We start from the raw sequence: 22,638 nt of genomic DNA on the forward strand, positions 1-22,638 counted from the left end.
GTGCGAAGTCTCACGGTTTGGGTGCCTCTTTCTGACGCGCAGACGTGGCATTAATTCCCAGCGCGTAACTATACAGGTGCGGCAACCATCAATCTCGTAGTTTTGTGCCCATTTTGCGGGGCTCTGAAAGTATTCGTGAATGCTAAGATCGCCGTTTCAAAAAAACAGAGGGAAGCGTTGTGCGCAAATTGGTCTGTGTGGTCGCAGCACTGGCATTGGCAGGATGTGGTGAAGGCAAGAGCGTGGAAACGCAAAAATCAAAAACGGTAGCGGTGACAACGCCTGCGACAGTATCCGGACCGCAGTGGGATCTGGAGGTGCGCGGCGAAACACCTCAAGCCGTAAGTGATCTGAGCGGCTGGTTGATCGAGCATGCGTTTATCGCCAATGTCATCAAGGATCCCAGCGGAAAGACCCGGATCCTGCTGGGGCCATTCAATTCCAAAGCCGAAGCCGAAGCGAAACAGGCCGATGTGAACGCTGCACTGGTCAAGGCGAAAAAGCAGAACATCGAGACACTTGTGATCGAGCGCAGCGCAGCGCAGTAAACGTTCCTTTCGGCGGAGCTGACTAAAGGGTGTCCGGTGTGATTCGTTTTTACTGGAGTCACCGACGATGCTCAGAAGGAGCTCCGCATGGCCTCCGCCAGTCCTTACAAGTTGTTCGACGTTGTATTGCGACACAAGCAGCAGCTCAGTCCGCACCTCATGCGGATCACTCTCGCCGGCTCGGCAGTCAGCGAAATGGCTACCTGGGCTCCTGATCAGCGAGTCAAACTGTTCTTCCCGGCGCCGGATGGCTCTCTCGCCAGGCTCTCTCAGGATGAGGGATGGTACGCTCGTTTGCGCTCGATGCTGGCAGACCGACGCCCGGCGATGCGTACCTACACCATCCGCCACTTGCGAGCCGATCAGGGTGAGGTCGACATCGACTTTGTTCTGCATGGCGAAACCGGCCCTGCTTCTCGCTGGGCCTTGCGAGCGCAACCGGGTGAGCCGATGCAGATCCTGGCGCCTGATAGCCGGTACTCGGCGAGCGAGGCGGGTGGTTTTGAATGGAAGCCTCCGCAGTTGCTCAGGCACCTTTTACTGGTTGCCGACTCGACTGCGTTGCCTGCGGCGATGGGGATTCTCGATGAATTGGCGGTACTTGCGGATCCACCTCCGGCCCAAGTGTTTCTGGAGGTCGACAGCGCGGCGGACATGCTTGCGGTGCCTGACTGGCCAGGTCTGTCGGTGCAGTGGCTGATTCGCGAGCAGGCCGGCACCACAGTGGCCGGGGCGCTGATGGTAGAGGCGGTGCGAAAGGCTGCATTGCCCGTCGACACATCACTCGTCGCCAAGGCGGTGGAGTTGGCCGACGTTGATGTCGATCAGGAGATCCTCTGGGAAATCGCTGAAGCCGCCACGGAAGGATTCTATGGCTGGATCGCCGGTGAATCGGCTGCAGTCATGAATTTGCGCAGATACCTGATCAAGGAGCGCGGTATTCCTCGTGAATCACTCAATCTGATGGGTTACTGGCGTTACAACAAGCCCGGCAGCTGACCACAAAAAAGGCCTCGAGCGTGAAGCGCGAGGCCTTTTCATTATGTGCGAACAATCAGCCGCAGGCTTTCAGGTTGACCGGTCCGACGAACTCGTTGCCGCGTCCCATCACGCACGCCACGCTCTGATTGCGCTGGCGTTCCCAATCCTGCACTGGGTACGTCTTGTCCCAGGCTTCATACAACTGCCGATCCTGCTTCGACAGTCGCAAGCCATATTGCTTGCTCATATAGAAGTAAGTGCGGGCGATCATGCCGCGAATCGAAGGACGGGGCATGACCTTTTTCGCCTTGAAATCGACTTGGGTCAGGCATGAGCCATATTGACCTTTTTCGACCGGTAGCCAGCCGTAGCTGAAGTTGCTGCGATCACCATTGACCTCGCCAATGCTCGGTACCAGGTTGTGCAGGTCGGCTTCGGCTTTCTGGTAGCCAGGGTCGTAGCGTGTGCAATTCTTGCGTCCGCCTTCCTGCCAGCATTGGCGCTGATGGCCGAACTCCCAGGCCGGGACGATGTGTTCCCATTCAATCCGGGAGGCACGCTTGGCATTTTTGCGCGGAACGTAACCGCAAGCCGCCAGGTCGACCTTATTGCCCGTGTATTTGCAGCCGCAATAGAACTCGGTGGATTGTGGGGCGTACAACTTCCAGGCGACCTTCTTGGCTTCGGTAAACGTGCGGGGTGCGCCGGCCTGGGCGCCAAGTGAGATGAACAGCAAAAGCACAGCAAGCAAACGGACAATCATTGAGTCAATCTTCCTTCGGTACAACCCAGAAAATCTGCACGCCACCATCGTCGCGATAAGCGAGGGTGACGTTGTCGTTCTCGTCGATCTCTTCCAGCAGGCGTTCCCATGCATCCATCGGTTCATCCGGGAGGCGGAAGATCAGAGCGGCTTTGGCTTTTTGTGCGGTGGGGGAGTTGATGATCTTTTGAACGCGCATACCCATGCGTTCGTAAGCATCGGGAGCGTCAGAGGAAGTGGCCACGAGGTTATCCTTATTAAGCTGTACGTGCATACAGTATTTAACTGTAAGCATTTTCGCAACTGCTTAAAAATCAAGAAAATCCTCTGACAGCGGTTTTCCGGTTTTGATGTGGCTCATCCGAAATATTTGTGCAGGAAGGGAGCGAGGGCGGTGTAGGTAATTGCACCACCCGCCAGGGTGGCGAGTGGTGAAAGAGTTGCCCGGCCGAGACTCGGCCGGGCGAGGCTGAATCAGTACTCCCAGAACATCCGCTGCAGTTCTTTGCTGTCGTTGGTTTTGGTCAGGGCGACCATCGCCAGGATGCGAGCCTTCTGAGGGTTCAGGTCGTGAGCGACGACCCAGTCGTACTTGTCGTCAGGCTGTTCGGCGTTGCGCAGAACGAAACCTCCGGCGTTGACGTGGGAAGATCGAATGATCTGAACGCCATCCTTGCGCAGGGCCTGCAGGGCCGGGACGACACGGGAAGACACCGAGCCGTTGCCGGTGCCAGCATGGATGATCGCTTTGGCGCCGGACTGGGCCAGGGCCTTGTAGGCTGTATCGCCGACATTGCCGTAGGAGTAGGCGATTTCTACGTCAGGCAGGCTCTTGATGTTCTTGATATCAAATTCCGAATCCATGGTGTGGCGCTTGGCTGGCAGGCGGAACCAGTAGGATTTTCCTTCGACCACCATGCCCAGCGGGCCCCATGGGCTTTTGAATGCTTCGGTCTTGATGTTGATCATTTTGCTGACATCGCGGCCGGACTGGATTTCATCGTTCATGGTGACCAGTACACCTTTGCCGTGGGCTTCCTTGCTGCTGGCGACGGCGACGGCGTTGTACAGGTTGAGCATGCCGTCCGCCGACATGGCGGTGCCGGGGCGCATCGAGCCGACAACGATGATCGGCTTGTCGGTTTTCTCTACCAGGTTCAGGAAGTAGGCGGTTTCTTCCAGGGTGTCGGTGCCGTGGGTGATGACGATGCCATCGACGTCTTTGCTGTCGGCCAGCTCGGATACGCGGCGACCCAGTTGCAGCAGGTTTTCATTGGTGATGCTTTCCGAGGCGATCTGCATGACTTGCTCGCCACGCACATTCGCCAGTTTGCTCAGCTCGGGGATGCCGGCGATCAATTGTTCGATACCCACCTTGGCTGCCTGATAGGTAGCGCTGTTGGCCGCACTGGCGCCGGCGCCGGCAATGGTGCCGCCTGTAGCGAGAACCACCACGTTGGCCAGTTTGGTCTGGGTTTCGACTTCTTTTGCCTGAAGGGCGGAGGGCAGGAGCAGCAACAGGGCCAAAGCGCCCGGAACCAATGTGTTGAAAGCAGATTTCATTATTTTTCTCTCTAGTAGTGAGACGGTGCTGATTGCAGGTTCATCTAGATGCGCCCCGGGCCGATCTGAATGCCAGGGGTGCAGTAGGGGAGCAGGATCTGTACCAGCCGTACTGTGCTTTAGGGAAATGTTTAACCTTATGATTTATATCAATATTTTTTTGATTGGCGAGAATCGCCTATCCGGTATTCCGAACGGTGGGCGCTTTCGTGTTCGGCTCTCCGAAAGGGACTACGGCCGTTGTCGAACGATGCAAATTGCAGGTTTTGGATTCTCTGCTAAAGAAAGCGTCCCGCAGGCCGATGGTTGTTGAAGGAAACTTGAAATTAGGGAGTTCACATGTCACTGACCATCGGTTTTACAAATCCGGGCGCTGTTACCATCGGCGGTAAAACCGCAGCGACGATCAATGCCATGAATGATGCGCAAGCGGATGCTTCCGCCGAAGCGCTGGGCGTTGAAAAAACCGAAAGCAACCAAGTCAGAACCGGCGGTGCCGCGCAAGAAGACAGCAAGGCGGAAAGCGGCGACAACCTGAGTGTCACCGTCAAGATGTTGCTGAAACGGATGCAGGAATTGCAGAAGCAACTGCAGGAGCAGCAGCAACGCCTGGCTGCGGCGCAAGCTGCGAGCTACCCGACTCCCGAGGCGAAGTCGCAGGCAGTCATGTCTGTTCAGGGGGAGATCGCTGAAACCAGCGGCGCGCTGCTGGAAGTCTCCGCTGCGCTGGTCAAGGAAATGTCCAAGGGCTCATCCGGCGGTAACCTGGTCAACACCACGGCTTAAGCACTCAAAGGGCGAATCTGCAAATTCGCCCTGCAGTCAATACCGATTCCGATTGTTGACAAACGTTGGCGGGATTCGCATAGTTCGGTCTACGCAAACGTTTGCGCGGCTTCTCCGAGACCCTGTTGTCTGGAAGATGCCGACGAAGCTTACGCCAGCGCAAGCGTTGCTCACAATAATCATAAGATCGGAGTGAACCCATGAAGCTGCCATTCGCTGGACGTCTTCTCGCTGTCGCCGTGCTGGCTGCCGCATCCGCTGCACTGCCTGTCTCTTCGGCATTCGCCGAATCTCCGGAAAAACCCAAGGTCGCACTGGTCATGAAGTCTTTGGCCAACGAATTCTTCCTGACCATGGAAGACGGCGCCAAGGCTTACCAGAAAGAACACTCCGCCGATTTCGACCTGATCTCCAACGGGATCAAGGACGAAACCGATACCGCCGGCCAGACCCGTATCGTCGAGCAGATGATTCTGGCGAAGGTCAATGCGCTGGTCATTGCGCCGTCCGACTCCAAGGCCATGGTGCCGGTGATCAAGAAGGCCGTCGATGCCGGCATCACTGTGATCAACATCGACAATCAGCTTGATCCGGCCGTCATCAAGAGCAAGAACATCAGCGTACCGTTCGTGGGGCCGGACAACCGCAAGGGCGCTCGTCTGGTAGGCGAGTACCTTGCCAAGCAACTGAAGGCCGGTGACGAAGTCGGCATCATCGAGGGCGTTTCCACGACGACTAACGCCCAGCAGCGCACCGCTGGCTTCAAGGATGCGATGGAGGCCGCACAGATCAAGGTGGTTTCCCTGCAGTCCGGTGATTGGGAAATCGACAAGGGCAACAAGGTCGCCGCGTCGATCCTCAGCGAATATCCGGACGTCAAGGCGCTGCTGGCCGGTAACGACAGCATGGCTGTAGGCGCTGTTTCCGCTGTGCGTGCTGCGGGCAAGGCCGGGCAGGTGCAAGTGGTCGGCTACGACAACATCAATGCGATCAAGCCAATGCTCAAGGACGGTCGCGTTCTGGCGACCGCCGACCAGTTCGCTGCCAAACAGGCCGTATTCGGTATCGAGACTGCGTTGAAGATTCTCAAGGGCGAGAAAGTCGACAGCGGTGCCAATGGTGTGATCGAAACGCCGGTCGAACTGGTTACCAAGTAGTCCTTCGGCGACACAATGGCGCTCGCCCGTCCGGGCGGGCGCACGGAGAGTTTTTATGTCAGTTTCCGCCCCGAACGCTGTCCTCTCGGTCAGCGGTATCGGCAAGACCTATGCGCAACCGGTACTCACCGGTATCGACCTGACGCTGATGCGCGGTGAAGTGCTGGCGCTGACCGGCGAGAACGGTGCCGGTAAAAGTACCCTGTCGAAGATCATTGGTGGCCTGGTTACACCGACCGCCGGGCAGATGCAGTTCCAGGGCAAGGAGTATCGCCCCGGCAGTCGTACCCAGGCAGAAGAGCTTGGCGTTCGTATGGTCATGCAAGAACTCAATCTGCTGCCGACCTTGTCGGTGGCGGAGAACCTGTTTCTCGACAACTTGCCAAGCAACGGCGGCTGGATCAGTCGCAAGCAACTGCGTAACGCTGCCATCGAGGCCATGGCTCAAGTCGGTCTGGATGCCATCGATCCGGACACCCTGGTCGGCGAGCTGGGCATCGGTCACCAGCAAATGGTCGAAATCGCGCGTAACCTGATCGGCGATTGCCATGTGTTGATCCTCGACGAGCCGACCGCGATGCTCACCGCTCGCGAAGTCGAAATGCTCTTTGAGCAGATCACTCGGCTGCAGGCGCGCGGCGTTGCGATCATCTATATCTCTCATCGTCTCGAAGAGCTGGCCCGAGTCGCACAACGCATTGCCGTGTTGCGTGACGGTAATCTGGTGTGTGTCGAGCCGATGGCCAACTACAACAGCGAGCAACTGGTCACGCTGATGGTCGGTCGCGAGCTGGGCGAACACATGGACATGGGCCCGCGCAATATCGGTGCCCCTGCGCTGACGGTCAAAGGCCTCACTCGTTCCGACAAGGTCCGTGACGTGTCCTTCGAAGTGCGTGCCGGTGAGATTTTTGGCATTTCCGGTTTGATCGGGGCAGGGCGCACGGAACTGCTGCGCCTGATTTTCGGCGCCGATCTCGCCGACAGCGGCAGCGTTGCTCTCGGCTCGCCGGCGCAGGTGGTGAGTATTCGCTCGCCGGTCGACGCGGTGCGCAACGGTATCGCCCTGATCACGGAAGATCGAAAAGGTGAAGGCCTGCTGCTGAGTCAGTCGATCAGCGCCAATATTGCTCTGGGCAATATGCCGGAGATTTCCAGCGGTGGTTTCGTCAACAATGGCGATGAGATCTCTCTGGCCAAGCGGCAGATCGATGCCATGCGAATCCGCAGTTCCAGCCCGACTCAACTCGTATCCGAATTGTCCGGCGGCAACCAGCAAAAAGTCGTGATCGGCCGCTGGCTGGAGCGCGACTGTTCGGTGTTGCTGTTCGATGAGCCAACTCGCGGTATCGATGTCGGTGCCAAGTTTGACATTTATAACCTGCTCGGCGAACTGACCCGGCAGGGCAAGGCGCTGGTGGTGGTGTCCAGCGACCTGCGTGAGTTGATGTTGATTTGCGACCGTATCGGTGTGCTGTCGGCGGGGCGCCTGATCGATACCTTCGAGCGTGACAGCTGGACCCAGGATGACTTGCTTGCCGCGGCGTTCGCCGGCTACCAAAAACGTGATGCGTTGCTCAACGAAGCAGCGCCTAGGGATCTCCCATGAAAACTGCATCTTCTGCCGGCAAACGTAGTGGCAACTTCTATGGACTGGGTACCTATCTGGGCCTGGCCGGTGCATTGCTGGCGATGGTCGCGCTGTTCTCGGTCATGAGCAGCCACTTTCTGTCGTACAACACCTTCAGTACTTTGGCCAATCAGATTCCCGACCTGATGGTGTTGGCGGTGGGCATGACCTTTGTCCTGATCATCGGTGGCATCGATCTTTCGGTGGGTTCTGTACTGGCGCTTGCGGCCTCCACCGTCAGCGTGGCAATCCTTGGCTGGGGCTGGAGTGTTTTGCCATCTGCACTGCTCGGCATGGCAGTGGCGGCTTTGGCAGGGACGGTTACCGGTTCGATCACGGTTGCCTGGAGAATTCCGTCATTTATCGTCTCGCTCGGCGTGCTCGAGATGGCCCGGGGGCTGGCCTATCAGATGACCGGTTCCCGCACGGCCTACATCGGCGATTCCTTCGCCTGGTTGTCGAACCCTATCGCTTTCGGTATCTCGCCCTCGTTCATCATTGCCTTGCTGGTGATTTTCATCGCTCAGGCAGTGTTGACCCGAACCGTGTTCGGTCGTTACCTGATCGGCATCGGTACCAATGAGGAAGCGGTGCGACTCGCGGGCATCAATCCCAAGCCCTACAAGGTCCTGGTGTTCAGTCTGATGGGTTTGCTGGCCGGCATCGCCGCGCTGTTCCAGATTTCCCGTCTGGAAGCGGCCGATCCAAACGCCGGTTCAGGCCTTGAGCTGCAGGTGATCGCTGCCGTGGTGATCGGTGGTACCAGCCTGATGGGCGGCCGGGGTTCGGTCATCAGCACTTTCTTCGGCGTGTTGATCATTTCGGTGCTGGCAGCCGGCCTTGCGCAGATTGGTGCAACGGAACCGACCAAGCGCATCATCACCGGCGCGGTAATCGTTATCGCTGTGGTGCTCGATACGTATCGCAGCCACCGCGCAAACCGGCGGGGCTGAGACATGGCAACGATCAAGGATGTGGCGGCACTTGCGGGTATTTCCTACACGACCGTCTCTCATGTTGTGAACAACACCCGGCCGGTGAGTCAGGAGGTGCGGCTGAAAGTCGAGGCGGCGATCAAGAGCCTCGACTATGTACCGAGCGCCGTCGCCCGATCGCTGAAGGCCAAGACCACTGCCACCATTGGTTTGCTGGTGCCCAACAGTCTCAACCCGTACTTCGCCGAACTGGCGCGGGGCATCGAGGATTATTGTGAGCGCAATGGCTACTGCGTGATTCTCTGCAACTCCGACGACAATCCGGAAAAACAGCGCAGTTATCTGCGAGTGTTGCTGGAGAAGCGTATCGATGGCTTGATCGTCGCCTCTGCTGGCGGTGACAGTGGTCTGGCGCAGGGGCTGGCCGGGGTCAAGACGCCGATGGTGATCGTTGACCGGGGGCTGGAAGGTGTGGACGCCGATCTCGTGCGCATCGACCATGAATATGGCGCCTATCTGGCGACAAGACACCTGATTGAACTTGGACATCGTGATATCGCCACGGTTGGCGGTCCTGCGAGCACCAGTGTTGCGCAAATGCGTCAGGCAGGTTTTTGCCGCGCCTTGAAAGAGGCGGGTATTGAAGTGCCGCCATCGCGGATGCTGGAAAGCGATTTCACCAGCACTGGCGGTTACAACGCGGCGGCGGTGTTGCTTGAGAGCAATCCTCCCAGTGCAATCTTCGCCGGCAACGACATGATCGGCATCGGTGTACTGCGAGCCGCCGCCGAACGCAATGTGCGTGTGCCTGCCGAGTTGTCGGTGATCGGTTTCGACGATATCCAGATGAGCCGTTACGTGTATCCGGCGCTGACGACTGTGGGGCAGTCGATCCTGCAGTTGGGCGAAATGGCAGCGGAAGTGTTGCTGCGAAGAATTGCCACCCCGGATCTGGCCACTGATCAGCGGATCGTGACCCCGAGTATTGTCCTGCGAGAGTCGACCGCGCCACTGGCTGGCGTGTTTACCGAATATCGCTGAAACCGAATTGATGAGTAGTGATGTATGCCCGCAAATGTAGTGGTAATAGGCAGCCTGAACATGGACCTGGTCACCCGGGCGCCTCGCTTGCCTCGGGGTGGCGAAACACTGATCGGTCATTCGTTCGCCACTGTGTCAGGTGGCAAGGGTGCCAACCAGGCGGTGGCCGCCGCCCGGTTGGGGGCACAGGTGTCGATGGTGGGTTGTGTCGGCAATGACGACTACGGCGTGCAGTTGCGCGACGCATTGTTGGCCGAGCAGATCAATTGCCAGGCCGTCAGTGTGGTCGAGGATTCCAGTGGCGTAGCGCTGATTGTGGTCGATGACAACAGTCAGAACGCAATCGTCATTGTTGCCGGGGCCAACGGTTCGATGACGCCTGGGGTGGTCGACCGTTTCGACGCGGTGCTGCAGGCGGCGGATGTGATCATTTGTCAGCTGGAAATTCCCGATGCCACCGTCGGGCATGCGCTCAAGCGCGGTCGCGAACTGGGCAAAACAGTCATCTTGAACCCGGCTCCGGCCAGCCGTCCGTTGCCATCAGACTGGTTTGCCTCCATCGACTACCTGATTCCCAATGAAAGTGAAGCCGCCGCCCTCAGCGGTTTGCCGGTGGACTCGCTGGAGAGCGCTGAAAAAGCGGCTGCCCGGCTGATTTCGATGGGTGCCGGCAATGTGATCGTCACGCTGGGCGCTCAGGGGGCTTTGTTCTCCAATGGCGCGGGTTACCAGCATTTTCCTGCACCCAAAGTGAAGGCGGTTGATACCACGGCTGCCGGGGATACCTTCGTCGGCGGTTTTGCAGCGGCGCTGGCCGCTGGCAATACCGAGGTCGAGGCCATTCGTTTTGGTCAGATAGCCGCGGCGCTGTCTGTTACTCGGGCGGGTGCCCAGCCGTCCATTCCCACATCAACCGAAGTCCAGGCATTCAAACCCGTATGAAAAAGACTCCATTGCTCAACATCGCGCTGTCTCGGCTGATTGCCTCCCTTGGTCATGGCGACATGGTCGTGATCGGTGACGCCGGCTTGCCTGTACCGCCGGGCGTCGAGTTGATCGACCTTGCGTTGACGCACGGTGTTCCGGATTTCGTCAGCACCCTGAACGTCGTCCTCAGCGAAATGCAGGTCGAGAGTCATGTGCTCGCCCGGGAAGTCTTCGACAAACAACCCGGTGCGCTGGCTTCGCTGGACGCATTGAATGACGAAGGCGCACTGGGGCGGCGCGATCTGCTCACTCATGAGCAATTCAAGGTTCTCAGCCGACAGGCGCGAGCGATTGTCCGTACAGGCGAATGTCAGCCGTATTGCAACATCGTGCTGGTCGCCGGGGTGACGTTTTAACCGGGTTCAGACCCTTTCGATTTCATAAGCACAAGGAATGCGCCATGCACCGCTATGCTCAAAAACTGCACCAACTGATCCGGAGTCTGCTGCTTTTGTCCGTGATAACCGCGACCGGCGCCCAAGCGGCGGAAAAGATCGATCTGATCATCGACACCGATCCGGGGGCCGATGATGTGGTGGCCCTGTTGTTTGCTCTGGCATCGCCGGAGGAGCTGAATATTCGCGCGCTGACCACCGTGGCCGGCAACGTGCGTCTCGACAAGACTTCTCGCAATGCGCGACTGGCCCGTGAGTGGGCAGGGCGCGAAGAGGTTCCGGTCTATGCGGGCGCGCCAAAACCGTTGATGCGCACGCCGATCTACGCCGAGAACATCCATGGCAAGGAAGGCCTGTCGGGTGTCACTGTGCATGAGCCGAAAAAAGGTCTGGCCAAGGGCAACGCGGTCAACTACTTGATCGATACGCTGAAGAACGCCAAGCCGCACAGCATCACTATCGCCATGCTTGGCCCGCAAACCAACCTGGCGCTGGCGCTGATCCAGGAGCCGGAGATCGTTCAGGGCATCAAGGAAGTGGTCATCATGGGTGGCGCTCACTTCAACGGTGGCAACATCACGCCGGTGGCCGAATTCAACTTGTTTGCCGATCCACAGGCGGCTGAGGTCGTTCTCAAGAGCGGGGTGAAACTGACTTACCTGCCGCTGGACGTGACCCACAAGGTGCTAACCAGCGATGCACGTCTGAAGCAGATCGCAGCGCTGAACAACAATGCGAGCAAAATTGTCGGCGACATCCTCAACGAGTACATCAAGGGTGACATGGAACACTACGGCATCCCGGGTGGCCCGGTGCATGACGCCACGGTTATCGCTTATCTGCTCAAGCCGGAGCTGTTTACCGGTCGTTCGGTGAACGTGGTGATCGACAGTCGCGAAGGTCCGACATTCGGGCAGACCATCGTCGACTGGTATGACGGGCTCAAGGCACCGAAAAATGCATTCTGGGTAGAAAACGGCGATGCTCAGGGCTTCTTCGATCTGTTGACCGAGCGTCTGAAACGTTTGAAGTAAGCGTCATGCCCGCAGGTGCCGGCCTGCGGGCTTTACTCATTCCCTGTATCCGGTGTGCCTTTGAAGTCGTCCGGATATTTCTCGAACAGCTGGGCGATGAATGATTGCGCAGCTTGTGTTCCCAGCGTCTTGACCAGCAGGTCGATGCTGATCAGCGCCAACTCCTCAGGACTGCCCGGACTGTAGGAACTATGCCCTTGTGGCCATTGGGCCTTGATGTCGGCGGAGATGCTTACGGTCGTCATGTCGGGGCTCGGGAGATCGCTGGGTCGGAGTTTCGAGTTAACCATGTTGTCCGGCGTTTGGCACTGCGACTTAGGCATGAACGCGGGGCTATGCGACACTTGGTCGTCTTCAAGAAACCAGGTACCGAGCCGTGCAGATCGATTTGAATTCTCCCGATGGCCTGACACTTGACGCTGTGCGCCGGTTGCTGGCCTCCGCCAGTGATGATGAGCACACCCAGTTGCGTGTGACCAAGGGCGGGATTGCCTATATTTCGGCGGGGGTCACTGGCGGTCAGGATATCGATGGGCTGTCGTTTCGTCTGGAAACCTGGGCAAAGGGATCAGGCTATGTGGGAAACGTCGCAGCCAGTGATGAAGTCTGGGTCATGCAGATTTTCAATGCCCTCAAAGACAATTGGCCGAATCCGCCGCTCGACTACATCGACATCTACTGAGCTCGTTAATATTCGGTGACGATTGTATGGAGATGCATTGCGCGCGCTTCAGGCAGACTCAGCGTTTTTTCCGGGTCGTGGGGCAGGGTGTCCACAGGTGTTGTGAAACCAAACGCCGGAATGGCGGTCGCACGATCTCAGCTTAACCATTAGAAAGAAGGAGGCTTCATGCCTTTGAAGTTCGCATCACTGGGTGCACTTATGGCCGCTGCCATGTTGGCCGGATGCAGCACGACCTCCAGCGAGTCGGCAAAGGATCCTGTGGCGTCCGATGCCGGTCATGGCCGCTGTGAAGCAAAGGCTGCGGAATTTGCCATCGGTAAAAGGGCTTCCCCGGAGCTGCTAGAGCAGGCTCGTGCCAAGTCTGGCGCGCAAAATGCCCGCTTCCTCAAACCTACGGACATGATCACCCTGGAATACCGCTCCGATCGCCTGAATCTGAACACCGACAACAATCTGGTGGTCATCCGCGCCAACTGTGGCTGATCCCGGGTCGTTTTTGTCACAGGCATAAAAAACCCCGTCACATGGACGGGGTTTTTTTAGTGCGCCGGGAAATTACTCTGGGCGAACTTGTGCAGCTTGCATACCCTTTTGGCCTTTCTCAGCCACGAAGGAAACGGTCTGGCCTTCTTTCAGGCTTTTGAAACCGTCGGATTCGATAGCTTTGAAGTGTACGAACAGGTCGTCACCGCCACCTTGAGGAGTGATGAAGCCGAAGCCTTTTTCATCGTTGAACCATTTAACGGTGCCGGTTTGGCGATTAGACATGGTGTATCTCCAAGAAACATATATTTTCAGTAGTACTGTGCTGCTCAGGCCAACTGGGCACACCCGGGTATCATAGTCGAAATGTTCGGTTTGGTAGCCCCCCGGACGTGCTGTTTGCTTTCATATTGCAGACGCTTCGACAGTTTGAATGTCTGTAACCCCCGGTTTCAGAGGCTTTCAGCCAATTCGAAGGGGTGTAAAAAAAGCTATAAAACCTGCATAAAATATCGAATTCAGGTGCATTTCGGCTGTTTTGCGCTTATCGAATGCCCACAAATCCGTTCATCGGGACTATTTTTGCACTCGGCAAACCGAGATTTCTTTCAGTGCGCGCTGACCCAATTCGCCACTCGGCGGGGTGTTCTTGTCCATCAGTTGAGCGATTTCCTGCGTGGTGAATTTCTTCTCCAGGACATCAGCGCCGCAGGTGCAGTGTTGTTTGGCTACGGTCGGGTTGACGCTTTGGCTGGCCGCCTTGGTGCAGTCATTCATGTATTGCTCTTTTACGCCTTTCGGCCAGGCGGCCTGCGCGCTGAGCGGCAACAGCAGAACTAAAGGGACGACTGCGGCAAATAGGGTGTTCAGACGCATGCGAAGATGCTCCTTGTGGGTCGATGTCTTGTTATCTGATGGCTGAGGGGCCGATCAAGTTCATCACTTTGGCATAAAACAGACGATTTGCCTGCCGGTAAAACCAGCGTGCGTGCGCGACCGTTCATCTGTGCTAGCATGGCCGACTCGAGCGTTTCGCAGGCACCGGATGACCTTCAGTCCCGGTAGCGGCGGCGTACGAATACTCTGATTTGAATCCCAGTCACTCTGGTTCGGTTTTCCGGTTGGCCGCAAGGCTCCTGCCGCTGTAAGGCAGGCGTTCGTCATTGAATGGCCTGGATCGGATCTTGTACTGGCTCATCCCAACCCACGTGACCTTTGGTAGGGGTCACCACTAGGAGAGGAGGCGCCATGCCAACTATTACTCTTCCCGACGGCAGTCAACGTTCATTCGATCACCCGGTTTCCGTAGCCGAGGTCGCCGCGTCCATTGGTGCAGGCCTGGCCAAGGCCACCCTGGCCGGCAAGGTGAACGGCAAGCTGGTCGACGCCAGCGACATCATCGACAGCGACGCAACGCTGCAAATCATCACGCCAAAGGATGAAGAGGGGCTGGAGATCATTCGCCACTCTTGCGCCCACCTGGTTGGCCACGCGGTCAAGCAGCTGTACCCGACGGCCAAAATGGTCATCGGTCCGGTCATTGACGAAGGCTTCTATTACGACATCGCCTTCGAGCGTCCTTTTACTCCGGACGACATGGCGGCCATCGAACAGCGCATGCAACAGCTGATCGATACCGAATACGACGTCATCAAGAAAGTCACTCCGCGTGCCGAAGTGATCGAAGTGTTCAAGGCCCGTGGCGAAGACTACAAGCTGCGTCTGGTCGAAGACATGCCGAACGAGCAGGCCATGGGCCTGTACTATCACGAAGAATACGTTGACATGTGCCGCGGTCCGCACGTGCCGAACACTCGCTTCCTGAAATCCTTCAAGTTGACCAAGCTGTCCGGCGCCTACTGGCGCGGTGATGCCAAGAACGAGCAATTGCAGCGCGTTTACGGCACCGCCTGGGCTGACAAGAAGCAGCTGGCTGCTTACATCCAGCGTATCGAAGAAGCTGAAAAGCGCGATCACCGCAAGATCGGCAAGCGCCTGGGCCTGTTCCACACCCAGGAAGAAGCGCCGGGCATGGTGTTCTGGCACCCGAATGGCTGGACGTTGTACCAGGTACTCGAGCAGTACATGCGCAAGGTGCAGCGCGACAACGGCTATCTCGAAATCAAGACGCCGCAAGTCGTTGACCGCAGCCTGTGGGAGAAATCCGGGCACTGGGCCAACTACGCCGACAACATGTTCACCACTGAGTCGGAAAGCCGCGACTACGCCATCAAACCGATGAACTGCCCTTGCCACGTGCAGGTGTTCAACCAGGGGCTGAAGAGCTACCGCGAGCTGCCGATGCGCCTGGCCGAGTTCGGTGCCTGCCACCGTAACGAACCATCGGGTGCGCTGCACGGCATCATGCGTGTGCGTGCGTTCACTCAGGACGACGCCCACATCTTCTGCACCGAAGAGCAGATGCAGGCTGAATCTGCTGCGTTCATCAAGCTGACCATGGATGTTTACCGCGACTTCGGCTTCACCGACGTCGAGATGAAACTGTCCACTCGTCCGGAAAAACGCGTTGGCTCCGACGAGCTGTGGGATCGCGCCGAAGCGGCACTGGCTGCTGCCCTTGACAGTGCTGGTCTGCCGTACGATCTGCAGCCGGGTGAGGGAGCGTTCTACGGTCCGAAGATCGAATTCTCGCTGAAAGATTGCCTCGGCCGCGTGTGGCAGTGTGGTACCTTGCAGCTCGATTTCAACCTGCCTGTGCGTCTGGGAGCCGAATACGTCTCCGAAGACAACAGCCGCAAACATCCGGTGATGTTGCACCGTGCGATCCTCGGTTCGTTCGAGCGTTTCGTCGGGATTCTGATCGAACACTACGAAGGTGCATTCCCTGCGTGGCTGGCGCCAACCCAGGCAGTGATCATGAATATCACTGATAAACAGGCAGATTTTGTCGCCCAAGTGGAAAAAACTCTCAACGAAAGCGGGTTTCGTGCCAAGTCTGACTTGAGAAATGAAAAGATCGGCTTTAAAATCCGCGAGCATACTTTGCTCAAGGTTCCATATCTCTTGGTTATTGGGGATAAGGAAGTCGAGATGCAGACTGTCGCTGTGCGTACTCGTGAAGGTGCTGACCTGGGCTCGATGCCCGTCGCCCAGTTCGCTGAGTTTCTCGCGCAAGCGGTTTCCCGGCGTGGTCGCCCAGATTCGGAGTAATTATTATTAAGCGTGAAATGAGACAAGATAAACGAGCTGCACCGAAAGCCCCGATCAACGAGAATATCTCGGCACGCGAGGTTCGGTTAATTGGCGCTGATGGCGAGCAGATTGGCATCGTCTCGATTGATGAAGCGCTTCGTATTGCTGAAGAAGCAAAGCTTGATCTGGTAGAAATCTCTGCCGACGCAGTCCCACCGGTTTGCCGGGTGATGGACTACGGCAAATCGATCTTCGAAAAGAAGAAGCAGATTGCTGCGGCGAAGAAGAACCAGAAGCAGATTCAGGTAAAAGAAATCAAGTTTCGTCCAGGGACGGAGGAAGGGGATTACCAGGTAAAACTGCGCAACCTGGTACGTTTCCTGAGTGACGGGGACAGGGCCAAGGTATCCTTGCGATTCCGCGGCCGTGAGATGGCCCACCAGGAGCTGGGGATGGAACTCCTCAAGCGGGTTGAACAAGACCTGCTCGAGTACGGTTCGGTCGAACAGCATCCTAAGATGGAAGGACGCCAGCTGATCATGGTCATCGCCCCGAAAAAGAAGAAGTAATCAACAGGGCACGGCAGGCCTTCTGATTATGTTTATCAACTGAATGCGGAGTATCCGAACATGCCAAAGATGAAAACCAAAAGTGGTGCTGCTAAGCGGTTTCTGAAAACTGCTAACGGTATCAAGCACAAGCACGCTTTCAAGAGCCACATCCTGACCAAAATGTCGACCAAGCGTAAGCGTCAACTGCGCGGTAGCAGCTTGCTGCATCCGTCTGACGTGGCAAAAGTCGAGCGCATGCTGCGCCTTCGTTAATTTTTGGATCAAGAATAGAGGAAGTAACTCATGGCTCGTGTAAAGCGTGGCGTCATTGCCCGTAAACGTCACAAAAAAATTCTGAAACTTGCTAAAGGCTACTACGGCGCACGCTCCCGCGTATTCCGTGTTGCCAAGCAAGCGGTAATCAAGGCAGGCCAATACGCCTACCGTGACCGTCGTCAGAAAAAACGTCAGTTCCGCGCTCTGTGGATCGCTCGTATCAACGCTGGTGCTCGTGTTAACGGTCTGTCCTACAGCCGTTTCATTGCTGGCCTGAAAAAAGCGTCCATCGAGATCGACCGTAAGGTTCTGGCTGATCTGGCAGTGAACGAAAAAGCGGCGTTTGCTGCGATTGTCGAGAAAGCTAAAGCCACCTTGGCTTAAGTACCCCCGACAGTCACCCGGCCTCACCTTTGTGGGGTCTGGTGTTAAACGTCATAAATAGGGGAAGAGCCTTCAAGCTCTTCCCCTATTTTGTATCTGGAGTCTGTACATGGAAAACCTGGATGCGCTGGTCTCTCAAGCACTAGAGGCTGTGCAAAGCGCTGAAGATATCAATGCCCTGGAGCAAATCCGGGTTCAATACCTTGGCAAGAAGGGTGAATTGACTCAGGTGATGAAGACCCTGGGGAATTTGCCGGCAGAGGAGCGTCCGCAAGTCGGCGCCCTGATTAACGTTGCCAAGGAACGTGTAACAGGCGTTCTCAATGCGCGCATGGCTCTGTTTGAAGAGGCCGAGCTGGCTGCCAAACTGTCTGCCGAATCCATTGACGTGACGTTGCCGGGCCGCGGTCAGACCTCCGGTGGTCTGCATCCGGTTACCCGGACTCTGGAACGAGTCGAACAGTTCTTCACCCGAATCGGCTACGGCATTGCCGAAGGCCCTGAGGTTGAAGACGACTATCACAACTTCGAGGCGCTCAACATCCCAGGCCATCACCCGGCCCGGTCGATGCATGACACCTTCTATTTCAATGCGAACATGTTGTTGCGCACCCATACCTCGCCGGTACAGGTCCGCACCATGGAATCGAAAAAGCCGCCGATCCGCATTGTCTGCCCAGGCCGTGTGTACCGTAGCGACTCCGATATCACCCACTCGCCGATGTTCCACCAGGTCGAAGGCCTGCTGGTTGATCGCGATATCAATTTTGCCGATCTCAAAGGCACGATCGAAGAGTTCCTGCGGGTGTTCTTCGAGAAAGAACTGGCCGTACGTTTCCGTCCTTCGTACTTCCCGTTCACCGAGCCATCCGCAGAAGTCGACATGGAATGCGTGATGTGCAGCGGTAAGGGCTGCCGTGTCTGCAAACAGACCGGCTGGCTGGAAGTGATGGGCTGCGGCATGGTTCATCCGAATGTGCTGCGCATGTCCGGCATCGATCCGGAAGAGTTCTCCGGCTTTGCTTTCGGCATGGGTGTCGAGCGTCTGGCCATGCTGCGTTACGGCGTGAACGACTTGCGTCTGTTCTTCGACAACGACTTGCGGTTCCTCGCGCAATTTCGCTAGTCGTAACGAATTCTTAGGAGAGCAGGATGAAATTCAGTGAACAATGGCTGCGTGGCTGGGTCAGCCCGCAGGTAGATCGCGACGCGCTGGTTGCTCGTCTGTCGATGGCCGGTCTTGAGGTCGATAGCGTTACGCCGGCCGCCGGTGTTTTCAGTGGCGTGGTGGTGGGCGAGGTGCTGAGCACCGAGCAGCACCCCGATGCCGACAAATTGCGCGTTTGCCAGGTCAGCAATGGCGCGGAAACTTTCCAGGTTGTGTGTGGTGCGCCAAACGTGCGTCCGGGCCTGAAGATTCCGTTTGCGATGATCGGTGCCGAGCTGCCGGGTGACTTCAAGATCAAGAAGGCCAAGCTGCGTGGCGTCGAGTCCAACGGCATGCTGTGCTCGCAATCCGAGCTGCAGGTCGGTGAAGGCAATGACGGTCTGATGGAGCTGCCGGCCGATGCGCCGGTGGGCGAAGACTTCCGTGTTTATCTGGACCTGGAAGACGCCAGCATCGAAGTCGATCTGACTCCGAACCGTGGCGACTGCCTGTCCCTCGCCGGTCTGGCCCGTGAAGTCGGCGCGCTGTACGACGTTCCGGTCACTCGCCCGGTGGTGATGACCGTTCCTGCGGTGCACGACGAAGTGCGTTCGGTAGAAGTCCTGGCACCTGCTGCCTGCCCGCGTTACCTGGGCCGTGTCATCCGCAACGTTGATCTGTCCAAGCCGACGCCGCTGTGGATGGTTGAGCGCCTGCGTCGCGCAGAAGTCCGCAGCATCGACGCCGCCGTCGACATCACTAACTACGTGATGCTGGAGCTGGGTCAGCCGCTGCATGCTTTCGATCTCGCCGAAATCAATGGCGGCATCCGTGTGCGCATGGCGGAAGAGGGCGAGAAACTGGTATTGCTCGACGGTCAGGAAGTCAGCCTGCGTAGCGATACGCTGGTGATCGCCGACCACACTCGGGCTCTGGCGATTGCCGGCGTGATGGGTGGCGAACACAGCGGTGTATCCGCGACCACTCGCGACGTATTCCTTGAAAGTGCGTTCTTCGACCAGATCGCTGTGGCGGGCAAGGCTCGATCCTACGGTCTGCACACTGACGCTTCGCACCGCTACGAGCGTGGCGTGGACTGGCAACTGGCCCGTGAAGCCATGGAGCGCGCCACTGGCCTGCTGCTGGAAATCACCGGTGGCGAAGCCGGCCCGATCATCGAAACCGTCAGCGAGCAGCATCTGCCGTCGATCGCGCCGATCACCCTGCGTGCGCAGCGCATCACCCAGATGCTGGGCATGGAAATGGATTCGGCCGAAGTCGAGCGTCTGCTCAACGCTTTGGGTCTGAAAGTTTCCGACGACGGAGCAGGGCAATGGCGTGTAGAAGTGCCGAGCCATCGCTTCGATATCAGTCTGGAAGTCGATCTGATCGAAGAGTTGGCACGTCTGTACGGTTACAACCGCCTGCCGGTTCGTTACCCGCAAGCTCGTCTGGCGCCGCAGGCCAAAGCCGAAGCGCGCAGCGATCTGCCGGAACTGCGTCGTCTGCTGGTTGCTCGTGGTTATCAGGAAGCGATCACTTACAGCTTCATCGATCCGAAGCAGTTCGAACTGTTCAACCCGGGCGTCGAGCCACTGCTGCTGGCGAACCCGATTTCCAACGACATGGCTGCCATGCGTTCGTCGCTGTGGCCAGGTCTGGTCAAGGCGTTGCAGCACAACCTCAACCGTCAGCAGGATCGTGTTCGTCTGTTCGAGAGCGGTCTGCGCTTCGTTGGTCAACTGGATGGTCTGAAGCAAGAGCCGATGCTGGCCGGTGTTGTCTGCGGTAGCCGTCTGCCGGAAGGTTGGGCGCAAGGTCGCGACACCGTTGACTTCTTCGATGTCAAGGCGGATGTGGAAGCTGTTCTGGGCTTCGCCGGTGCGCTGGATTCGTTCACCTTCGTTCCGGGTAAACACCCAGCGCTGCACCCGGGTCAAACCGCGCGCATCGAGCGGGAAGGGCGTGAAGTCGGCTTTATCGGTGCGATTCACCCTGAGCTGTCGAAGTCCCTCGGTCTCGACCGCCCGGTCTTCGTTTTCGAGCTGGTTCTGGCTGAAGTGGCGTTGGGCAAAATGCCTGAATTCCACGAGTTGTCGCGCTTTCCTGAAGTGCGTCGTGACTTGGCACTGATTGCGCACAAAGACGTTGCGGCCTCGGCTGTATTGAGCGTAATCCGTGAAAATGCAGGCGAATGGCTCACGGATCTCAGGCTGTTTGACGTGTATCAGGGTAAAGGTATTGATCCTGATAGAAAAAGCCTTGCAGTCGGCTTGACCTGGCAGCATCCATCGCGCACTCTTAATGACGATGAGGTGAATTCGACGACGCAAAATATCCTCACCTCGCTCGAACAAAGGTTGAACGCCACGTTAAGGAAGTGACGTATGGGGGCTTTGACGAAAGCTGAGATGGCGGAACGTCTGTATGAAGAGCTGGGCCTGAACAAGCGGGAAGCCAAGGAATTGGTCGAACTGTTTTTCGAGGAAATCAGGCACGCTCTTGAAGACAACGAGCAGGTCAAATTGTCGGGTTTCGGCAATTTCGACCTTCGGGACAAGCGCCAGCGGCCTGGCCGCAACCCGAAAACGGGGGAAGAAATCCCGATCACGGCTCGCCGTGTGGTCACCTTTCGTCCAGGGCAGAAGTTGAAAGCCCGAGTTGAGGCTTATGCTGGAACCAAGTCATAACGACGAACTACCCGTCATCCCGGGAAAACGCTACTTCACCATCGGTGAAGTCAGCGAGCTGTGTGCGGTAAAACCACACGTGCTGCGCTACTGGGAGCAGGAGTTTCCTCAGCTCAACCCCGTCAAACGCCGCGGAAATCGCCGGTATTATCAGCGCCAGGATGTGCTGATGATCCGGCAGATCCGCGCGCTCCTTTATGATCAAGGGTTCACCATCGGCGGCGCGCGCCTGCGGCTGTCCGGTGATGAGGCCAAAGACGACACAACCCAATACAAGCAAATGATCCGCCAGATGATCGCTGAGCTCGAAGATGTTCTGGTGGTACTCAAGAAATAATTTCCTGCTTTTAAATACTTCCAGTTTTCAAAAGCTTGCGATATATTCTTGAGCGTTCTTCGAGATGGAGAACGAGTTTCAAACCTAGTCGGGGCGTAGCGCAGTCCGGTAGCGCACTAGCATGGGGTGCTAGGGGTCGAGTGTTCGAATCACTCCGTCCCGACCATATAAATCAAAGGGTTGCGAGATTTTATCTCGCGACCCTTTTTTATTTTTGTTGTTTTTACCCTCACAAAACGGCTGGCTCTGGGTGGAATCTTAGGTCGCGCGTTGTTTTTGGAAAGGCTGTACAAGGGGGGTGCTGATCGGCAAGAACCAACAACCTCCGCCTCCCCCTTTGCGTTTTCGAGAGCGTACGCCTTACTAAACCACCGCTCCGAAAAGCGATCCCACCATTGCCGTAATGCCCATAGCCAGCGCACCCCAGAATGTCACCCGCCAGGCCCCGGTGATGACCTTGGCTCCGCCGGCCTTGGCGGCGATGGCGCCTAGTGTCCCGAGAAACACCAAGGACATGCCTGATATCCAGGGCACCACGCTGTGCTCCGGCGCGACAAACGTCACCGCCAGCGGCAAGGCGGCGCCCACCACGAAACTGGCGGCGGAGGCCAAAGCTGCCTGCAAGGGTTTGGCGGTGAGGGTGGCGCTGATGCCCAACTCGTCCCGGGCGTGGGAGCCCAATGCGTCATGGGCCATCAATTGATCGGCCACTTGATGGGCCAGTTCGGGTGATACGCCGCGATGCATGTAGATGTTGGCGAGCTCGATGTGCTCGGCTTTCGGGTCGCTCGACAGTTCTGCCCGTTCGCGGGACAGATCGGCCCGCTCGGTATCGGCCTGGGAATGTACGGAGATGTACTCGCCAGCGGCCATGGACATGGCTCCGGCCATCAGGCCCGCCATTCCGGTGACCAGCAATGTGGCGTGGCTGGCATTGGCGGCCGCGACGCCCATCAACAGGCTGGCGGTAGAGACAATCCCGTCGTTGGCGCCCAGGACGGCGGCGCGCAGCCAGCCGATACGATCGCTTCGGTGTGCCTCGGTGTGCCTGTGCATGAACTTCATTGTAGAACGGGGCTCCCTGACATTAGGCGGTTCACGTCGGATGGGTT

The 22,638-nt window shown here is 57.5% G+C and carries 27 protein-coding genes and 1 tRNA gene; 21 read left to right on the top strand and 7 right to left on the bottom strand.

All coding sequences use genetic code 11. From position 1 onward, the window contains the following. Window positions 1-179 precede the first annotated feature (179 nt). The gene (locus tag NE357_RS09825) at window positions 180-548 is read left to right on the top strand and encodes an SPOR domain-containing protein (protein WP_169429667.1); all 369 of its coding nucleotides are present in this window, start codon (window positions 180-182) and stop codon (window positions 546-548) included. A gap of 87 nt (window positions 549-635) precedes the next feature. Further along, window positions 636-1,547: a siderophore-interacting protein gene (locus tag NE357_RS09830; protein WP_169429668.1), complete on the top strand. Its 912-nt coding sequence runs from the start codon at window positions 636-638 to the stop codon at window positions 1,545-1,547. Between the two features lie 55 nt (window positions 1,548-1,602). On the opposite strand, the gene NE357_RS09835 is transcribed toward NE357_RS09830, so the two are convergent. The 3 genes from NE357_RS09835 to NE357_RS09845 form a co-directional block, all read right to left on the bottom strand. Continuing rightward, window positions 1,603-2,292, bottom strand: coding sequence for an endonuclease (locus NE357_RS09835; RefSeq protein ID WP_169429669.1), 690 nt, complete (start codon window positions 2,290-2,292; stop codon window positions 1,603-1,605). Between the two features lie 4 nt (window positions 2,293-2,296). Then, window positions 2,297-2,587 carry a DUF1654 domain-containing protein gene (locus NE357_RS09840; RefSeq protein ID WP_169429670.1) on the bottom strand — a complete coding sequence of 97 codons (291 nt, stop codon included), beginning with the start codon at window positions 2,585-2,587 and terminating at the stop codon, window positions 2,297-2,299. A 179-nt stretch (window positions 2,588-2,766) separates the two neighbouring features. Then, complete coding sequence (locus NE357_RS09845; RefSeq protein ID WP_085712019.1) at window positions 2,767-3,855, bottom strand: asparaginase; 1,089 nt, start codon at window positions 3,853-3,855, stop codon at window positions 2,767-2,769. A gap of 339 nt (window positions 3,856-4,194) precedes the next feature. Here NE357_RS09845 and NE357_RS09850 point away from each other — a divergent pair, with 339 nt between their 5' ends. The 8 genes from NE357_RS09850 to NE357_RS09885 all read left to right on the top strand — a co-directional run bounded on the left by NE357_RS09850 (window position 4,195) and on the right by NE357_RS09885 (window position 11,820). Continuing rightward, window positions 4,195-4,641 (top strand): hypothetical protein, encoded by a 447-nt coding sequence (locus tag NE357_RS09850; RefSeq protein WP_169429671.1) that lies wholly within the window; start codon window positions 4,195-4,197, stop codon window positions 4,639-4,641. Window positions 4,642-4,841: 200 nt separating this feature from the next. Then, window positions 4,842-5,798 (top strand): sugar ABC transporter substrate-binding protein, encoded by a 957-nt coding sequence (locus NE357_RS09855; protein WP_169429672.1) that lies wholly within the window; start codon window positions 4,842-4,844, stop codon window positions 5,796-5,798. A gap of 55 nt (window positions 5,799-5,853) precedes the next feature. Then, the gene (locus NE357_RS09860; RefSeq protein ID WP_169429673.1) at window positions 5,854-7,407 is read left to right on the top strand and encodes a sugar ABC transporter ATP-binding protein; all 1,554 of its coding nucleotides are present in this window, start codon (window positions 5,854-5,856) and stop codon (window positions 7,405-7,407) included. Beyond that, window positions 7,404-8,381, top strand: coding sequence for an ABC transporter permease (locus tag NE357_RS09865; protein WP_169429674.1), 978 nt, complete (start codon window positions 7,404-7,406; stop codon window positions 8,379-8,381). Before NE357_RS09860 ends, NE357_RS09865 begins: the two co-directional genes overlap by 4 nt. Window positions 8,382-8,384: 3 nt before the next feature. Then, entirely contained in the window at window positions 8,385-9,404 is a 1,020-nt protein-coding gene (locus NE357_RS09870; RefSeq protein ID WP_169429675.1) for a LacI family DNA-binding transcriptional regulator, read from the top strand. Between the two features lie 24 nt (window positions 9,405-9,428). Then, window positions 9,429-10,346 (top strand): ribokinase, encoded by a 918-nt coding sequence (rbsK, locus tag NE357_RS09875; protein WP_169429676.1) that lies wholly within the window; start codon window positions 9,429-9,431, stop codon window positions 10,344-10,346. Beyond that, entirely contained in the window at window positions 10,343-10,747 is a 405-nt protein-coding gene (gene rbsD, locus NE357_RS09880; RefSeq protein WP_169429677.1) for a D-ribose pyranase, read from the top strand. The genes rbsK and rbsD overlap by 4 nt, the downstream gene beginning before the upstream one ends. 44 nt (window positions 10,748-10,791) lie before the next feature. Next, the gene (locus NE357_RS09885) at window positions 10,792-11,820 is read left to right on the top strand and encodes a nucleoside hydrolase (protein ID WP_169429678.1); all 1,029 of its coding nucleotides are present in this window, start codon (window positions 10,792-10,794) and stop codon (window positions 11,818-11,820) included. Between the two features lie 32 nt (window positions 11,821-11,852). On the opposite strand, the gene NE357_RS09890 is transcribed toward NE357_RS09885, so the two are convergent. Continuing rightward, window positions 11,853-12,065 carry a hypothetical protein gene (locus NE357_RS09890; RefSeq protein WP_169429679.1) on the bottom strand — a complete coding sequence of 71 codons (213 nt, stop codon included), beginning with the start codon at window positions 12,063-12,065 and terminating at the stop codon, window positions 11,853-11,855. 131 nt (window positions 12,066-12,196) lie between these two features. Here NE357_RS09890 and NE357_RS09895 point away from each other — a divergent pair, with 131 nt between their 5' ends. Together NE357_RS09895 and NE357_RS09900 are read left to right on the top strand one after the other, a co-directional pair. Next, window positions 12,197-12,502 carry a hypothetical protein gene (locus NE357_RS09895; RefSeq protein ID WP_169429680.1) on the top strand — a complete coding sequence of 102 codons (306 nt, stop codon included), beginning with the start codon at window positions 12,197-12,199 and terminating at the stop codon, window positions 12,500-12,502. Between the two features lie 168 nt (window positions 12,503-12,670). Next, complete coding sequence (locus NE357_RS09900; RefSeq protein ID WP_169429681.1) at window positions 12,671-12,988, top strand: I78 family peptidase inhibitor; 318 nt, start codon at window positions 12,671-12,673, stop codon at window positions 12,986-12,988. A gap of 72 nt (window positions 12,989-13,060) precedes the next feature. Here NE357_RS09900 and NE357_RS09905 read toward each other — a convergent pair whose 3' ends face one another. Both NE357_RS09905 and NE357_RS09910 read right to left on the bottom strand, forming a co-directional pair. Next, window positions 13,061-13,273, bottom strand: coding sequence for a cold-shock protein (locus NE357_RS09905; protein WP_003179963.1), 213 nt, complete (start codon window positions 13,271-13,273; stop codon window positions 13,061-13,063). A gap of 291 nt (window positions 13,274-13,564) precedes the next feature. Then, window positions 13,565-13,864 (bottom strand): hypothetical protein, encoded by a 300-nt coding sequence (locus NE357_RS09910; RefSeq protein WP_169429682.1) that lies wholly within the window; start codon window positions 13,862-13,864, stop codon window positions 13,565-13,567. A gap of 372 nt (window positions 13,865-14,236) precedes the next feature. On the opposite strand from NE357_RS09910, the gene thrS reads away from it, so the two are divergent. The 9 genes from thrS (at window position 14,237) to NE357_RS09955 (ending at window position 21,692) form a co-directional block, all read left to right on the top strand. After that, window positions 14,237-16,159, top strand: a complete 1,923-nt coding sequence (gene thrS / locus NE357_RS09915; protein ID WP_039771550.1) for a threonine--tRNA ligase — start codon at window positions 14,237-14,239, stop codon at window positions 16,157-16,159. Beyond that, entirely contained in the window at window positions 16,159-16,710 is a 552-nt protein-coding gene (infC, locus tag NE357_RS09920; RefSeq protein WP_169432615.1) for a translation initiation factor IF-3, read from the top strand. The genes thrS and infC overlap by 1 nt, the downstream gene beginning before the upstream one ends. A 60-nt stretch (window positions 16,711-16,770) precedes the next feature. Continuing rightward, complete coding sequence (gene rpmI / locus NE357_RS09925) at window positions 16,771-16,965, top strand: 50S ribosomal protein L35 (RefSeq protein WP_002553160.1); 195 nt, start codon at window positions 16,771-16,773, stop codon at window positions 16,963-16,965. Between the two features lie 30 nt (window positions 16,966-16,995). Continuing rightward, window positions 16,996-17,352, top strand: a complete 357-nt coding sequence (rplT, locus tag NE357_RS09930) for a 50S ribosomal protein L20 (RefSeq protein ID WP_002553161.1) — start codon at window positions 16,996-16,998, stop codon at window positions 17,350-17,352. Between the two features lie 109 nt (window positions 17,353-17,461). After that, complete coding sequence (gene pheS / locus NE357_RS09935; protein WP_065261418.1) at window positions 17,462-18,478, top strand: phenylalanine--tRNA ligase subunit alpha; 1,017 nt, start codon at window positions 17,462-17,464, stop codon at window positions 18,476-18,478. A 26-nt stretch (window positions 18,479-18,504) separates the two neighbouring features. Then, on the top strand, window positions 18,505-20,883 hold the full coding sequence (gene pheT, locus NE357_RS09940; protein WP_169429683.1) for a phenylalanine--tRNA ligase subunit beta: 2,379 nt from the start codon (window positions 18,505-18,507) through the stop codon (window positions 20,881-20,883). 3 nt (window positions 20,884-20,886) lie between these two features. Further along, complete coding sequence (ihfA, locus tag NE357_RS09945) at window positions 20,887-21,189, top strand: integration host factor subunit alpha (protein ID WP_002553164.1); 303 nt, start codon at window positions 20,887-20,889, stop codon at window positions 21,187-21,189. Continuing rightward, a complete protein-coding gene (locus NE357_RS09950) occupies window positions 21,170-21,526 on the top strand; it encodes a MerR family transcriptional regulator (protein ID WP_003179985.1) in 357 nt (118 codons plus the stop codon). Before ihfA ends, NE357_RS09950 begins: the two co-directional genes overlap by 20 nt. Window positions 21,527-21,615: 89 nt before the next feature. Continuing rightward, window positions 21,616-21,692, top strand: a tRNA-Pro gene (locus tag NE357_RS09955). A gap of 197 nt (window positions 21,693-21,889) precedes the next feature. Here the strand turns inward: NE357_RS09955 and NE357_RS09960 are convergent. Further along, complete coding sequence (locus NE357_RS09960) at window positions 21,890-22,591, bottom strand: VIT1/CCC1 transporter family protein (protein WP_084317898.1); 702 nt, start codon at window positions 22,589-22,591, stop codon at window positions 21,890-21,892. Between the last annotated feature and the right edge of the window lie 47 nt (window positions 22,592-22,638).

It is taken from the genome of Pseudomonas sp. G7(2022) (assembly GCF_052660475.1).

Coding starts and splice junctions, on each gene's coding strand:
- NE357_RS09830 (WP_169429668.1), top strand. CDS start 636: ATGGCCTCCGCCAGTCCTTACAAGTTGTTCGACGTTGTATTGCGACAC.
- NE357_RS09835 (WP_169429669.1), bottom strand. CDS start 2,292: ATGATTGTCCGTTTGCTTGCTGTGCTTTTGCTGTTCATCTCACTTGGC.
- NE357_RS09840 (WP_169429670.1), bottom strand. CDS start 2,587: ATGCTTACAGTTAAATACTGTATGCACGTACAGCTTAATAAGGATAAC.
- NE357_RS09845 (WP_085712019.1), bottom strand. CDS start 3,855: ATGAAATCTGCTTTCAACACATTGGTTCCGGGCGCTTTGGCCCTGTTG.
- NE357_RS09850 (WP_169429671.1), top strand. CDS start 4,195: ATGTCACTGACCATCGGTTTTACAAATCCGGGCGCTGTTACCATCGGC.
- NE357_RS09855 (WP_169429672.1), top strand. CDS start 4,842: ATGAAGCTGCCATTCGCTGGACGTCTTCTCGCTGTCGCCGTGCTGGCT.
- NE357_RS09860 (WP_169429673.1), top strand. CDS start 5,854: ATGTCAGTTTCCGCCCCGAACGCTGTCCTCTCGGTCAGCGGTATCGGC.
- NE357_RS09865 (WP_169429674.1), top strand. CDS start 7,404: ATGAAAACTGCATCTTCTGCCGGCAAACGTAGTGGCAACTTCTATGGA.
- NE357_RS09870 (WP_169429675.1), top strand. CDS start 8,385: ATGGCAACGATCAAGGATGTGGCGGCACTTGCGGGTATTTCCTACACG.
- rbsK (WP_169429676.1), top strand. CDS start 9,429: ATGCCCGCAAATGTAGTGGTAATAGGCAGCCTGAACATGGACCTGGTC.
- rbsD (WP_169429677.1), top strand. CDS start 10,343: ATGAAAAAGACTCCATTGCTCAACATCGCGCTGTCTCGGCTGATTGCC.
- NE357_RS09885 (WP_169429678.1), top strand. CDS start 10,792: ATGCACCGCTATGCTCAAAAACTGCACCAACTGATCCGGAGTCTGCTG.
- NE357_RS09890 (WP_169429679.1), bottom strand. CDS start 12,065: ATGACGACCGTAAGCATCTCCGCCGACATCAAGGCCCAATGGCCACAA.
- NE357_RS09900 (WP_169429681.1), top strand. CDS start 12,671: ATGCCTTTGAAGTTCGCATCACTGGGTGCACTTATGGCCGCTGCCATG.
- NE357_RS09905 (WP_003179963.1), bottom strand. CDS start 13,273: ATGTCTAATCGCCAAACCGGCACCGTTAAATGGTTCAACGATGAAAAA.
- NE357_RS09910 (WP_169429682.1), bottom strand. CDS start 13,864: ATGCGTCTGAACACCCTATTTGCCGCAGTCGTCCCTTTAGTTCTGCTG.
- thrS (WP_039771550.1), top strand. CDS start 14,237: ATGCCAACTATTACTCTTCCCGACGGCAGTCAACGTTCATTCGATCAC.
- rpmI (WP_002553160.1), top strand. CDS start 16,771: ATGCCAAAGATGAAAACCAAAAGTGGTGCTGCTAAGCGGTTTCTGAAA.
- rplT (WP_002553161.1), top strand. CDS start 16,996: ATGGCTCGTGTAAAGCGTGGCGTCATTGCCCGTAAACGTCACAAAAAA.
- pheS (WP_065261418.1), top strand. CDS start 17,462: ATGGAAAACCTGGATGCGCTGGTCTCTCAAGCACTAGAGGCTGTGCAA.
- pheT (WP_169429683.1), top strand. CDS start 18,505: ATGAAATTCAGTGAACAATGGCTGCGTGGCTGGGTCAGCCCGCAGGTA.
- ihfA (WP_002553164.1), top strand. CDS start 20,887: ATGGGGGCTTTGACGAAAGCTGAGATGGCGGAACGTCTGTATGAAGAG.
- NE357_RS09950 (WP_003179985.1), top strand. CDS start 21,170: ATGCTGGAACCAAGTCATAACGACGAACTACCCGTCATCCCGGGAAAA.
- NE357_RS09960 (WP_084317898.1), bottom strand. CDS start 22,591: ATGAAGTTCATGCACAGGCACACCGAGGCACACCGAAGCGATCGTATC.